Origin of the sequence: Bradyrhizobium sp. PUT101, assembly GCF_052043945.1 — a bacterium.
Taxonomy (GTDB): Bacteria; Pseudomonadota; Alphaproteobacteria; order Rhizobiales; family Xanthobacteraceae; genus Bradyrhizobium.
In genome coordinates this window covers 5185247-5198783 of record NZ_CP197207.1, presented here as the reverse complement: position 1 = coordinate 5198783, position 13537 = coordinate 5185247, and the positions used below count along the sequence as shown (strand labels likewise).

Here is a 13537-nt window from a genome sequence, read left to right as displayed (position 1 = left end):
CGCAACACGGCCTAGAATAGCACTCTCAGCGAATCCAAGGCCGAGTCCCCGATCGAATTCATGCCCGTCCGTCAATTGCCAGAACAGGTCGTCAACCGCATCGCCGCCGGCGAAGTGGTCGAACGTCCCGCGAGCGTGGTCAAGGAGCTGGTCGAGAACGCCATTGATGCCGGCGCGAGTCGGATCGACGTCTTCACCGACGGCGGCGGGCGGCGGCGGATCGGCATCACCGACGACGGCAGCGGCATGACCGCAAGGGACCTCTCGCTCGCTGTCGAGCGCCACGCCACCTCCAAGCTCGACGACGAGGACCTGCTCCAGATCCGGACGCTCGGGTTCCGCGGCGAGGCGCTGCCCTCGATCGGCTCCGTGGCGCGTCTCTCGATCACCACGCGACATGCCGGCGAACCGCATGCCTGGGCTCTCACGGTCGAGGGCGGCGAGAAGTCCGAGATCATGCCGGCGGCGCTGGCCCACGGCACCCGCGTCGAAGTCAACGATCTCTTCTATGCGACGCCGGCGCGACTGAAGTTTTTGAAGACCGACCGCACCGAGGCGGAAGCCATCCGTGAGGTGGTGCGGCGCCTCGCCATGGCCCGGCCCGACATTGCCTTCACGCTCGCGGGCGAGGAGCGCGCGCCGGTGACCTGGGCCGCCGCCCTGCCCGGCGCCGCCGGACGGCTGACCCGGCTCGGCGACATTCTGGGCGCTGAATTCCGCAGCCACGCCATCGAGGTCCATGCCGAGCGCGAGGGCGTGGTGGTCGTCGGCTATGCCGCAGCGCCCGCGCTGACCAAGGCCAACGCGCTCGGGCAATATCTCTTCGTCAATGGCCGCCCGGTGCGTGACAAGCTCATTCTCGGCGCCGTACGTGCGGCCTATTCCGACTATCTGCCGCGCGATCGCCATCCCCTGCTGGCGCTGTTCGTCACGCTCGATCCGCGCGAGGTCGACGCCAACGTGCATCCGGCCAAGACCGAGGTGCGCTTCCGCAACGCCGGCCTCGTGCGCGCCCTGATCGTGCACGGGCTGAAGGAGGCGCTGGCGCGGGAGGGCCGGCGCACGGCCGCCAACGGCGGCGAGAGCGCATTGTCCTCGTTCCGGCCCGCGTTCACGCCACCCCGCCCGGCTAGCTGGGACTGGCGCGCCTCGCCATCCGTCCCGGTCGCGCCGATGCCGTCCTTCGAAGGCTCGGCCGCGCCTGCCTTCGCCGAGCGCGTGCAGGCTGCATTCGATGTCGGTGCGCCCAGCGCGGACGTGCGGTTCGAATCGCAGCCAACCAGCGATCTCGTCGACCGCCCGCTCGGCGCCGCGCGCACGCAGATCCACGAGACCTACATCGTCTCGCAGACCCGCGACGGCCTGATCATCGTCGACCAGCACGCCGCGCATGAGCGCATCGTCTACGAGCGGCTGAAGGCCTCGCTGGCTGCCAACGGCGTGCAGCGGCAGATCCTCCTGATCCCCGAGATCGTCGAGATGGACGAGGCGACCGTCGAGCGCCTGCTCGAGCGCAGCGACGAGCTGGCCTCGTTCGGCCTCGCGATCGAATCCTTCGGCCCCGGCGCAGTCGCGGTGCGCGAGACGCCGTCGCTGCTCGGCAAGACCAATGCGGGCGGCCTCTTGCGCGATCTCTCCGAGCACATGGCCGAATGGGACGAGGCGCTTCCCCTCGAACGCCGCCTGATGCACGTCGCCGCCACCATGGCCTGCCACGGCTCTGTACGTGCCGGCCGAAGGTTGCGGCCGGAGGAGATGAACGCGCTGCTGCGCGAGATGGAGGAGACGCCGAACTCCGGCCAGTGCAATCACGGCCGGCCGACCTATGTCGAGCTGAAGCTGAGCGACGTGGAGAAGCTGTTCGGGCGGAGGTAGCCCCGATGCCGTAGGATCTCCTACGATCTCTACGGCTTCCTCAAAAACACAAACTCCGTATCGTCATACGCACGCCGCTCCAGCTCCTCGTATCCTTCCGGCGTCACGAACTGCGCGGCCTTCGCCTCCTCCACCACCAGCAGCGCCCCCGGCGTCAGCCAGCCGCCGTCGCGCAGGCTCGCGAGCGCCTTCTCCGCAAATCCCTTGCCGTAGGGCGGATCGAGGAACACCAGCGAGAACGGCTCGACGGGATGCGCAGGGCCGAGATCGGTGGCATCACGGCGATAGACCTTGGTGACGCCGCCGAGGCCGAGCGCCTCGACGTTGCTACGGAGCAACGCACGCGCCTCGGCACCGTTGTCGACAAACAGCGTGAACTTGGCGCCGCGCGAGGCCGCCTCAATGCCGAGCGCCCCGGTGCCGGCGAAGAGATCGAGCACGCGCGCGTCCTCGATCGGATCGCCATAGGCGTGCACGAGGATGTTGAACACGGACTCACGCAGGCGATCCGCCGTGGGGCGTATGTCGCGCGAGGACGGTGAGGCGAGATTTCGCCCCTTCAAACGACCGCCGACGACGCGCATCTACATGGCTCCGTCATGCCCGGGCTTGTCCCGCCTGCTCGGCCAAAGCCGCTTCGGCGAGGCGAAGGCCCGGACATCCATGTTCTTCAACCCTGAATGCAAGCAAGACGTGGATGGCCGGGTCAAGCCCGGCCATGACGACCTATGGCGGAGCGTCGGCGTCATCTCAGCCACCGGCCTTACTCGCCGTCCCGCGGCGTCAGGTCGCGCTTGCCGTGATAGCCGCGCTTGGGACGGCGTGGCGGGCCATGGCCGGCCGCGTCCATCTCGTTGCGCTCGCGCGCCTCCTCGCTGCCGGTGCGCTGCACCAGCACGCGGCGGCCCTTGCGGTCGTTGATCACGGCGCGCTTGCTGGCGGGCTTGTTCTCGCGGGGCGCATCGTCATCGGCCGCAGAAGATTTCTGCGGCACGTCGAACTGCGCGCCCGATTTCTCGATCACCTTGTCGCCGAGCTGCTCGCGCAGCACGCGCGAGCGGACCTCCTCGACTTGACCTTCAGCAATCTCGCCGAGCTGGAACGGGCCGTAGGAGACGCGGATCAGCCGGTTCACCTCGAGCCCGAGATGGGCGCAGACATTGCGCACCTCGCGGTTCTTGCCCTCGCGGATCGCGAACACCAGCCAGACATTGGCGCCCTGGTCGCGCTCGAGCGTCGCCTCGATCGGACCGTACTTGACGCCTTCGATCTCGATGCCGTTCTTGAGCTCGTCGAGCTGCGCCTGCGTGGCGTCGCCATGGGCGCGAACGCGATAGCGGCGCAGCCAGCCGGTGTCGGGCAGCTCGAGCGTGCGCGCCAGCCCGCCGTCATTGGTGAGCAGCAACAGGCCCTCGGTGTTGAAGTCGAGCCGGCCGACACTGATCAGGCGCGGCAGGCCTTCGGGCAGATTGTCGAACACGGTCGGACGCCCCTCGGGGTCGTCATGCGTCGTCATCAGCCCGCGCGGCTTGTGGTAGAGGAACAGCCGGGTGCGCTCACGCTCCGGCAACGGCTTGCCGTCGACCGTGACGACATCGTTCGAGGTGACGTCGAGCGCCGGCGAATTGATCACGCGGCCGTTGACGGTGACGCGGCCCTGCGTGACCATCTCCTCGGCATCGCGGCGCGAGGCGAGGCCCGCACGCGACAGCACCTTGGCGATGCGCTCGCCGGCCTTCTTCGGCTTCGGCTCTTCTTCCCGCCGCGGCCGGCGATCGAAATCACGATCCCGCTCGCGATAGGCGCCGCGGCCGCCGAAGGCCGGGCGCTTCTCGAAGATCCTGCCGTCGTCCTCGTTCTCACGGCGCGGACGATCGCCAAAGCGGCCTTCGTTGCGCGGATGCTCGTGCCAGTCGGAACGGCCCTCGGAGCGCTCGCGAGGACGGTTGAATTTCGGACGGTCGCCGCCGCGCTCGCCATCGCCGTCGCGACGGGGCCGATCGAATTTCGGACGATCATCGCGCGGGCGATTGAATTTGGGCCGCTCGCGGAACGGACGTTCGCCCGACGGACGATCGTCGCGCGAACGCGAGAACCGGGGACGATCCTCGCCGCCTTCGCGCTTCTGCCAGGGCTTGTCCCCGCTGCGGTCACGGTCGCCAAAATCCTTGCGCGGGCCCTTGCTAAAGTCCCTGCGCGGCGGCCGGTCGCCGCGCGGCGCCGCATCGCGCTTCTGCCAGGGTTTGGACTCGCTGGGCTCGCCACCGCGCGGGCGGTCGCCAAAATGACGCGGACGATCGCTGCGATCGGGCGCGCCCCGCGAGAACTTCCGCTCGCCGTCGAACTTGCGGTCCGGACGGTCGCCACGCGGCGTATAGGGCCGCTTGTCGCCAAACTTCTTGTCGCCGAACCGGCCGGCCGGACGGGAGTCGTCGCGATTCCGGCTGGGTGGCGGGCGGTCGCCGCCATAGGACGGACGATCACCGCGCGGCTTGAACGGTCGCTTCTCGCCATCCCGCGAGGAGCGATCGGAGGACGGACGGTCGCCGCGCGGCTTGAAGCTGCGCTCGCCGCGCCCCTCACCACCACGGTCGTCACGCTTGAATTTCGGACGGTCGCTGAAATCGCGGCGCGGGGCATCGCCCTCCTCGCGGCGGCGGAACGGACGATCCCCGCGGTCGGCGCGAGGCGGACGGCTGTCGCGGTCGCCACGGGGCGGGCGGGCATCGCCCCTGCCCTCAGGGCCGCGCTTGGCGAACTTCTTCTCGGGGCCACGCGGCTTGCCGGACCGGCCCTTCGGCGGGCCTCGCCGGCCGCGGGAATCGTTGTCTTTGTCGCTGTCGCGAGGCATGAATATTCTCACTTAGGGGGTGGCCAGAAAGCATTGTGCGTGCTCGCTTCGAGCCGCATGCTCAGGCAAATCCGGTATTCACTCTTGCTGAAGGCGGAGCTAGTAGCAGGTTTCTGGCGATGATACGAGGCACGAAAGCCCCTTCTTTCATGGATTTGGCGCTTCTGACGGCCGAAAATGCCGGAAAATCGGGCGAAGTTCCGATCGGATGCGTCGTGGTCCGCAATTGCGAGGTCATCGCCACCGCCGCCAACCGGACGCTGACCGACCATGATCCGACCGCCCACGCCGAGATCATCGCACTGCGCGAGGCCGCCGCGAAGATCGGCAGCGAGCGCCTGGTCGACTGCGACCTCTACGTGACGCTGGAGCCCTGCACCATGTGTGCGGGCGCGATCTCCTTTGCAAGGGTCAGGCGGCTCTATTACGGCGCCGCCGATCCCAAGGGCGGCGCGGTGGAATCCGGCGTACGCTTCTTTGCCTCGCCGACCTGCCACCACGCACCGGACGTGTACTCCGGCGTCGGCGAGAGCGAGGCGGCGCGGCTGCTCAAGGAGTTCTTTCGCGAGCGGCGCTAATCCGCGGAGAAGAACTCGCGCAGCGCCTTCGCGGTCGCGTCAGGATTCTCCTCGGTCAGGAAGTGCCCGGAATCGACCGGCATGCCGTCCAGTTTGGTCGCCCATTGCTTCCACGTGTCCAGCGGCGTCGCGGCGGCCTGGGCGATGCCGGCATTGCCCCACAGCGCCAGCACCGGGATCGTGATCTTCTTGCCGGCCTCGAAATCCGCCTTGTCGAGGTCGTAGTCGAAATAGGCGCCGGCGCGGTAGTCCTCGCACATCGCATGCACGCGGGCGGGATCGCGGAACGGGGCGAGGTAGTGTTCGAGCGCGCGCGGGTCGATGGCGTCGAGCGTCTTCGACTTGGTCTGGCTCGCCATCTTGAAGCGCAGGAAGAACTCGCCATTGCTCGAGATCAGCGTCTCCGGCAGCGGATAAGGCTGCGCCAGGAAGGTCCAGTGATAGATCTTCAGGGCATAGGTGCGGTTGATCCGCTCCCAGTAGTTATAGGTCGGCAGGATGTCGAGCACGGCCAGACGCGACAGCCGGCCGGGATGATCGAGCGCGAGGCGATAGGAGACGCGGCCGCCGCGGTCATGGCCGGCGAGCGCGAAATGCACATGGCCGAGGCGCTCCATCGCCTCGACCATGGCTTTCGCCATCGCGCGCTTGCTGTAGGGCATGTGCAGCGCATCGCTCGCGGGCATGTCGGACCAGCCGTAGCCCGGCAGATCGGCGATGATCAGCGTGAAATGGTCGGCAAGCTCAGGTGCCACGCGGTGCCACATCACGTGCGTCTCGGAGAAGCCGTGCAGGAGCAGCAGCGGCGGGCCCTTGCCGCCGACGCGGGCGAAGATGCGGCCGAAGGAGGTATCGATCCATTCGGCGGCGAAGCCCGGATAGAGGTCGGCGAGATCGGACATCTTTTGTATCCCTATCTGGTCTCAGTCCCGGAGCCGCCCCGACAGGACAAAAATATCGAAAACAACCCCATGCACAGTAGCGGTATTATCGACGGGGTCGCTAACCGCAACAGCTGATTGCACATTCTGGAATATCGATGTGGCGGCGCGGTGACGGAAAACCTCGAGATTCCGGATCGGCGCGTTTTGCGCGCCGCCCGGAATGACGGGCAAGCTCTTGCTAATTCCCGGCCTTCTCCGCTTCCACCGCCTGCCAGCCGATGTCGCGGCGGCAGAAGCCCTCGGGCCAATCGATCCGGTCGACCGCCTGATAGGCGCGCTTCTGCGCCTCGGTCACGGTCTTGCCGAGCGCGCAGACATTGAGCACGCGGCCGCCATTGGCGAGGATCGCGCCGTCCCTGGCCACCGTGCCGGCGTGGAAGATCTCGACGGTCTCGACCTTGGCGGCTTCGTCGAGCCCCTCGATGCGCGTGCCCTTCTGGTAGTCGCCGGGATAGCCCTTGGCGGCCATCACCACGGTGAGCGCGGAGTCCGGATGCCAGCGCAGATCGAAATGCTTCAGCTGCCCATCGCAGGCCGCAAGGAAAGCCGGCACGATGTCGCTCATCATGCGCAGCATCAGCACCTGGCACTCGGGATCGCCGAAGCGAACGTTGAACTCGAACAGCTTCGGACCCTGCGTCGTCAGCATGATCCCGGCATAGAGCACGCCACGGAACGGCGTGCCGCGCTGCTTCATGCCTGACACCGTCGGCAGAATGATCTTCGCCATGATCGCGTCATGGATCGCGGGCGTGACCAGCGGCGTCGGCGAATAGGCGCCCATGCCGCCGGTGTTCGGACCGACGTCGTGATCGAACACGCGCTTGTGGTCCTGGGCGGAGGCGAGCGGAATCGCCGTCTCGCCGTCGCAGAGCGCAAAGAAGCTGATCTCGCGGCCCGGCAGAAACTCCTCGATCACGACCTCGGCGCCGGCCTCGCCGAAGGCGCCCTCGAACATCATGGCGATGGCATCCTCGGCCTCGCGCACGGTCTTGGCGACGACGACGCCCTTGCCCGCGGCAAGGCCGTCGGCCTTCACCACGATCGGCGCGCCCTGGCTCTGGACATAGGCGCGGGCGTCATCGGCGTTGGTGAACCGCTTGTAGGCGCCGGTGGGAATGCCGAACTCGGTGCACAGCGCCTTGGTGAACCCCTTGGAGCTTTCGAGCTGGGCGGCGACCTTGCTCGGGCCGAACGCCTTGATGCCGGCCGCGGTGAGATCATCGACGATGCCGGCCGCCAGCGGCGTCTCCGGCCCGACCACCACCAGCTCGACCTTGTTCTGCCGGCAGAAGTCGATCACCGCCGCATGGTCGGCGACATCGAGCGCCACGCACTCCGCCTCCTTGGCGATGCCGGCATTGCCGGGCGCGCACCAGAATTTGGTCACCAGGGGAGAGGCTGCGATCTTCCATGCCAGGGCATGTTCGCGGCCGCCGGAACCGAGCAGGAGAATGTGCATCGAGGGCTCAGAATGAGGGGTTTGCTGGGGCGGAGGTCGCATGAATCGGGGCGGGTCTCAAGGGGGGCTGGGCTCCGGCCCCCCCGTCATTCCGGGGCGCGGCGAAGCTCCTCTTCCCTTCTCCCTTATGGGAGAACCGACAAAAGATAGCCCAGCAACATCAGTCGGTCCACGTCGGGGCATATGTGCTTAAAAAATAGTAGATTCCGCTGATACTCGCGGGAAATAGCGCGTCGGTTCGCTAATGGCAGGTCGCTAGGCGAAGCCCAGCCGGAGCCGAACGCGCCTATGGTGGCCCGGCGCGAGTCAGCGAGTTTTGAAGAGATAAAGCGCGGCTATAACGGCGACGCCCAAAAGCGCGACGCCTAGCCAACCCCAAACGTCTTTGGTCTTGTCGTCATCGCTCGGATTGAAAAGGGCGCGGATCAGCACGATGCCGATCGCAGCGAAACAAACGGTCCCAGCAATATCCGATAGCGTGAGGGTCGCCAGCGGCGTGTTCGAGATATCCTTCGGTGCCCAGATATACAGCAGAAGAAACAGCGCGGCGTAAGTAAGTAACCTCGTCACGAAGCCAATCGGTCGGAGCCATCGTCGGTTCTCGGCAACCTCGGCAGCTTCGATCCTGCTGGCCTCACAGAAGCGCTCGAATTCTACGAGCGAGTCCGCGATCTCTTCCGGAGTGGGCGGATTCGGTTCTAGTTTGAGGGGACTTTTGCGGGTGGACGGGCTTCGACGTGCGATAAGTAGACCCATTACCCATCACAACTAACAAAAACAGTCCCAGTCCTAGCACGGCCACTCCGACGGAATCTGTCATTGCTCAAGTCCCGGAACCGTCGAGCAGCGCCATCAATTCGTCGCCGTCGATGCGGACCGTATCCGTCCCGTCTTCCCATCGTCGGACCATCAGTTCGGCAGCGAGTCGTTGCACCTTGGCTGCGTGCTCTCTTAGGATCTCCTCGGCAAGCCGGTAGCCTTCCGAGCGCGCGGCACGTCTCTTGGCTTCAGGCAGCTCCAATAGCAGTCTCCGCATCTTCCTGAAGTCACTGATCTTTGTCCCTCGGGACGATCTCGCGTCGAAAGCATGCTCGGCTCTGCAGCCGGCAACACAAACCGCAAGGTTGTTGACGTGCTCAACGAAGTTTTGCGAGTGCGACCTGCCATTGCCGGTCGTCAAATCGATCTCCACGAATACGACATGTGCGCCGAGAACACTCGCAACGACGGCGTGGCCAGCCTCGTGGACCGTCAGCGCGCGATCCCTCGCGTCAAAGTGAGCCACGAACAATTCAATCCCGGCTTCGTCATCTTCGTCTTCCTGAGGTGCGCTCATTCGGAGTTGTCCAGCTTGTCCATCTCAGCTTTCGCTCGACGGCCCCTCCAAGACCGCATCGTCGGTCGTTTCTATCTGCTCGTCGTCGTTGATCAGCACGCCTTCAAGCAACTCGCGATGCCGCTCCTGCAAAAACGCGAGCGCTTGGCCATCATCGACCCTATGTTCTAGCTTCTCTTTGACGAACTGAAGTCGAGCGTTGTTCTCTTCGAGGATTTCGCCCCAAGTCTTCACGCCGACCTTTACCCTGTCAGTCCGCTGGATCAGACGGCGCTGAGGATCGGGCCCGCCCCGTATGCGGGCCTCGACTTGCTTGTTGTAGGCATCAGAAATGATCCAGAAATGCCAACGCAAACCTTCAACCCGGTTGAACCGAGGGTCTTCCTCCACGGCTAGGGCGTAACCCTCGATTTGATTCAGGTGTTCCGCATTGATAGTGACTTTTGGGGCCTTAAGCTCGATCACCAGATGTTCAAGGTCGTCCGCACGATGTCGGCGTTGTGCGCGCGAGAGCATGAGATCGACTATGCCGCGCGCTTTGTTGATCACTTTGACCGGGTCGTCGATGACGAGATCGGAATCGAGCTTATCCCGATGCACTTTCAGCACCGTAGTAAGGTCCTTATCGCTGGCCCAGAGATTATACTCCTCTCCGAAAATCCACGTATTTTGCTCTAAGATCTTATGAAGCTGCGAACGCTCGCGCAGCTTCTGGCGAGCCTCGTAGTCAAACAGGATAAACCGCAGGGCTTCTAGGAACTTCAACCGATCAGCGACAAGGGTAGCCGCACTGATGATTCCGGCGAGCGTGGTCTCGTTAAGCAGTTCAGCCAGCTCTTTCTGCTTTCGCTTGGGTAATTTCAGAACCTGATCGAGAATAAGCTGCAGCTCGGCCGGACTGCGCTCGATAGCATGGCGCAACAGCCTCAGGTGTAGGGCGGTTTGCTTTGAGGCGGTGTCGCTGAACTCTGGCGAGGCATCTTGGACGGTAACGGCGACGATATCGAAAATCTGGCGCTCGGCCTTCTCAACGGGAGTCACCGGGTCACCTTCGTAGGGATAGACCTTCCATTCCTTCCATTCGTCAACGACGATCCGAGCCCGCTCAGCCGCACGGTTTCGGAAAACTTCCTTAATCTTTGCTCTCGCTTCCTCGATCGAGGCAACCAGAGCCGGGACCATTTCCGCAAGATCAAGCCGTCCGTCTTGATGCAACTCGCTGATAAAGCTGGATTTCAGATAGGCAGAAAAATGGAAGTCGCCTACGTGGAAGCGCGTCTCTACTTGCGATAACGGGAAGCCCTGCTCGTTGCACAGATAAAGGGTTCGACGGGTTTGTCCGCGCCATTCGATTATTTCGAGATCGACAGGGTGCTGTTCTCCATCATCGTCCGCGATGGGCGCTAATTCGAAGTTCCATGTACCTGCGATCGCCCGATCCGGGTCGATTCGCTCGCCTGCGATCGTGATCGTGACGTTGCGATAATCCTTGAGATAGATAGCGAAGATCTCAGAAAGCTCTTGAACGGCGTTTTCCGGCTGCAACGAACTGAACTGCCTCTTCAGTTCGGATATCACCACCGTTACGCCGGTGGCAGCGCCGGGAGCCGGTGCTTCCTCGCCAACCCGGACCCGCTCAATCTGTTGCTCCAGCACAGCGACGTCATAGCGAAACGGAGTGCCATCCTTCGCGTAGATGATCTTCCAATCGACCACCCCCCCAAGGGCAAACGCTTTGAACCGCCCGCGCCCCTCGCGTCCGTGGAGCATGCGATTCAGGCGGGGTGTGGTCAGCCGTAGGGTCTTCCAAGATCCTCCAAGGTTCTTGAAGACCTGCCGAGCTTCTTCGCGCGGAATGCCGTCTCCATTATCCGCAACTACGATTCTAGAGATGCCGCCGATGCCGTCTGGCTCGAACTCAATGTTGACAGATGTCGCGTCAGCATCGAGAGAATTCCAAATCAGCTCCGCCAGCGCCTGAATAGGTTGCGCTTTCGCTTGCCGCGCGAGAAAATCAGGCCTTACTTCGACCTTTACTTCTTCCTGCATGGTATCCCCCGTATCTCTTACTACCTCAGAGAGCGCCAAAAAGCGAGGGTTGTACGTTCGCTCGACACTCCCGCAAGGGGAGAGCGCGCTATGATCGGCATTGCGGAAAGCTACATCTCTTTCCCCCAATGATCTCCTGCAACGTCGCGACATGCCGCCGAACGCGCCGCGGGCGGCGGCGGTCACGGTGGTCTGCGGCTTCTTGCCCACGAACGCCTTCTCCACCGACACATAGCCCACCTTCGCCAGCGCCTCGATAGGCGCGCCGAGATTGCCGTCGATGGCGCCGGTCAGCTTCTTCAGCCGCGCGAAGTCCAGGCCGGCCTGCGCCAGCAAGATGTTCAGCGCGGACAGGCGTTCACTGGCGAACGGCTTTTCGCCACTCGGGCGATCGGGTACACGAAGGCGCACTGCCAACATGTGATCCCGGCAGTGCACTCTCAAAGGCTTGATCGATGAACCCTGAAAAGCCGCAGCCGGGCGCGCCCGCCCTGGAAAAAGGGCTGGACCTTCTGGAGGCGCTGGCGGGCGCTGCACGCGGCCTGAGCCAGAAACAACTTGCCGAACGCGTCGGGCGCTCCGTCAGCGAGATCTTCCGGATGCTGGTGGCGCTGGAGCGCCGCGGCTATGTCGCGCGCGACCCGGCGACCGGCGAATACACCTTGACGCTGAAACTGTTCCGGATCGCCTCGCAATTCCCGCCGACCGAGCGGCTGCTGAAGGCGGCGCTGCCGGTGATGGAGCAGCTCGCCTCGCGCGTGCAATTGTCCTGCCACCTTACGGTGCTGCACGGCGAGCAGTTCATGGTGATTGCCCGTATCGAGCCGGAATGGCTAATGGGCTGGTCGGTCAAGGTCGGCGCGGTGTTTCCGCTCACCCAGCAATACGCATCCGCGAAGGTCCTGGCGGCCTTCCAGCTCGAGGGGCGGCGCCAGGAGCTTGCGCAGGTCATCGCCGCCAATGATCGGATCAGCACCAAGAAGGCGCTTGCGGCGCTCGACCGCATTTCGGCGGAGGGAGGAAATTTCTCCAATGACGACGGCTATACGCGCATCCTCGCCTATAGCTGCCCGATCATCGAAGCCTCCGGCCGTGCGGTGGCCGCGATGACCGTCCCGCTGGTGAGGCAGGACCAAATCCCCGCCGCGGAAGCCAGCACCATCGCCGCGGAGCTGCGCAGCGCGGCCAGGATCGTCTCCGAGAAGATCGGCGGCGTTTCTTGACGTATGGTGGGATGAGGCTCCATTGCTGCAACGACGGAGGTGCACGCCCTCTCCCGCTTGCGGACAAGGGCTGGAGAGAGGGTGGATCCTCAAAGAAACAATATTCAATAGGCCAAGTCCCCCTTGCCCCCGCCGCAAGCGGGAAGAGGTGAACGATCCGCAGCGATCTCTTCCAGCCGAAGCCAACCCGCTAGGACGTGTGCTCATAAGCGGCTCGGCGCGTGAGGTCCACTCAAACCCGACAGCGGCGGAGAAGCAGCAATCTTCCAAGGTCGCACAAGGGCCAAACGCAGACGTCGCCAGTAGTCGCGACAGTTAACGCCATTCGATTCCGTATGCATCAATGGGCTGCTGAAAGCCTTTGAGATGGTGGGCACCCAAGCTTGACACTTGCACGCGATCTCGGATGCAATCCTGTACAGCCTTTGACACCAGAATGGCATCGGGGTCGGCCAACTGACACAAACGAGCGGCCAGTTGAACGGTCGCACCGAAAAGGTCGTTGCTGTCAGCAATCGGCTCGCCGACATCGATGCCAATTCGCACCTGAAGCTTCTCCTTGCTTGCCAGATTGAAGGCTTCAAATGCACGCTGGATGGCGCGGGCGCATTGCACGGAGGCAGCGGCGTCGGCAAAGGATGCCATGATACCATCGCCGGTGTGCTTCACCACATGCCCGCCCTCGTCCTTCAAGGCCCGGCGCACCAGCGCGTCATGAGCCCGAACCATCTCCACTGAACGGGCATCGCCAAGACGCTCCGTCATGCTGGTAGAGCCAACGATGTCGGTGAACATGATAGCTCGCAGCGCCGAGTCGAATTTGACATCGTCTGCCCCGCCGCCAGGGACCGGGTCGGACACCCTCCCCAGAAACGCCTGGACCGCCGAGAGGTCCACTTCGATGACATCTTTCGCTACGTCGCCGTGAGCTTCGTCATGAACCCTCATCGCCGTTCGGATATCCGGTGCGTCAATGAGACAGAAGCCCGTACCGCGCGATTCATCAAACCAGTACGTTAAAAAACGAACGCCGTATCGATCTTGCACTTCCAAATCTTTGCGATGCGCCTCGGCGATATCGGCGGCAGTCAGCCCCGAGAGATCGTGTCGATCGAGGAAAATTGGCATCGGCAGCACCCTATCCAATTCTTCGAAATATGGCCTGAAGTCTGCACCAAGCTTGAAGTTCCCGAAAGGGCCAATCCCTGCGTCCTGATGT

Annotated in this window: 11 protein-coding genes and 1 pseudogene; 3 read left to right on the top strand and 9 right to left on the bottom strand. The window is 63.9% G+C overall.

Translation table 11 applies throughout. From position 1 onward, the window contains the following. Positions 1 to 60: 60 nt before the first annotated feature. Positions 61 to 1875 carry a DNA mismatch repair endonuclease MutL gene (gene mutL, locus ACSHT2_RS25040; protein ID WP_440637178.1) on the top strand — a complete coding sequence of 605 codons (1815 nt, stop codon included), beginning with the start codon at positions 61 to 63 and terminating at the stop codon, positions 1873 to 1875. Positions 1876 to 1904: 29 nt separating this feature from the next. On the opposite strand, the gene rsmD is transcribed toward mutL, so the two are convergent. Both rsmD and ACSHT2_RS25030 read right to left on the bottom strand, forming a co-directional pair. Next, the gene (gene rsmD / locus ACSHT2_RS25035; RefSeq protein WP_440637177.1) at positions 1905 to 2459 is read right to left on the bottom strand and encodes a 16S rRNA (guanine(966)-N(2))-methyltransferase RsmD; all 555 of its coding nucleotides are present in this window, start codon (positions 2457 to 2459) and stop codon (positions 1905 to 1907) included. A 179-nt stretch (positions 2460 to 2638) separates the two neighbouring features. Next, entirely contained in the window at positions 2639 to 4726 is a 2088-nt protein-coding gene (locus ACSHT2_RS25030) for a pseudouridine synthase (RefSeq protein ID WP_440637176.1), read from the bottom strand. Positions 4727 to 4845: 119 nt separating this feature from the next. Between ACSHT2_RS25030 and ACSHT2_RS25025 the strand changes: the two genes are divergently transcribed. Next, a complete protein-coding gene (locus ACSHT2_RS25025) occupies positions 4846 to 5304 on the top strand; it encodes a nucleoside deaminase (RefSeq protein ID WP_319338902.1) in 459 nt (152 codons plus the stop codon). On the opposite strand, the gene ACSHT2_RS25020 is transcribed toward ACSHT2_RS25025, so the two are convergent. The 6 genes and pseudogenes from ACSHT2_RS25020 to ACSHT2_RS24995 all read right to left on the bottom strand — a co-directional run bounded on the left by ACSHT2_RS25020 (position 5301) and on the right by ACSHT2_RS24995 (position 11515). Then, positions 5301 to 6206, bottom strand: a complete 906-nt coding sequence (locus ACSHT2_RS25020) for an alpha/beta fold hydrolase (RefSeq protein WP_440637175.1) — start codon at positions 6204 to 6206, stop codon at positions 5301 to 5303. The two genes, ACSHT2_RS25025 and ACSHT2_RS25020, sit on opposite strands and share 4 nt — an antisense overlap. Before the next feature lie 220 nt (positions 6207 to 6426). Further along, on the bottom strand, positions 6427 to 7710 hold the full coding sequence (purD, locus tag ACSHT2_RS25015) for a phosphoribosylamine--glycine ligase (RefSeq protein WP_440637173.1): 1284 nt from the start codon (positions 7708 to 7710) through the stop codon (positions 6427 to 6429). A 306-nt stretch (positions 7711 to 8016) separates the two neighbouring features. Further along, entirely contained in the window at positions 8017 to 8466 is a 450-nt protein-coding gene (locus ACSHT2_RS25010; RefSeq protein ID WP_440637172.1) for a hypothetical protein, read from the bottom strand. 67 nt (positions 8467 to 8533) lie between these two features. Further along, positions 8534 to 9046: a hypothetical protein gene (locus tag ACSHT2_RS25005; protein ID WP_440637171.1), complete on the bottom strand. Its 513-nt coding sequence runs from the start codon at positions 9044 to 9046 to the stop codon at positions 8534 to 8536. A 24-nt stretch (positions 9047 to 9070) separates the two neighbouring features. Then, complete coding sequence (locus ACSHT2_RS25000; RefSeq protein WP_440637170.1) at positions 9071 to 11248, bottom strand: ATP-binding protein; 2178 nt, start codon at positions 11246 to 11248, stop codon at positions 9071 to 9073. Next, positions 11184 to 11515: pseudogene (locus ACSHT2_RS24995) on the bottom strand (transcriptional regulator). Before ACSHT2_RS24995 ends, ACSHT2_RS25000 begins: the two are co-directional and overlap by 65 nt. Positions 11516 to 11550: 35 nt before the next feature. Between ACSHT2_RS24995 and ACSHT2_RS24990 the strand changes: the two are divergent. Then, on the top strand, positions 11551 to 12318 hold the full coding sequence (locus tag ACSHT2_RS24990; protein WP_440637169.1) for an IclR family transcriptional regulator: 768 nt from the start codon (positions 11551 to 11553) through the stop codon (positions 12316 to 12318). 315 nt (positions 12319 to 12633) lie between these two features. Here the strand turns inward: ACSHT2_RS24990 and ACSHT2_RS24985 are convergent, their stop codons facing one another. Next, positions 12634 to 13446, bottom strand: coding sequence for a nickel-binding protein (locus tag ACSHT2_RS24985; RefSeq protein ID WP_440637168.1), 813 nt, complete (start codon positions 13444 to 13446; stop codon positions 12634 to 12636). Between the last annotated feature and the right edge of the window lie 91 nt (positions 13447 to 13537).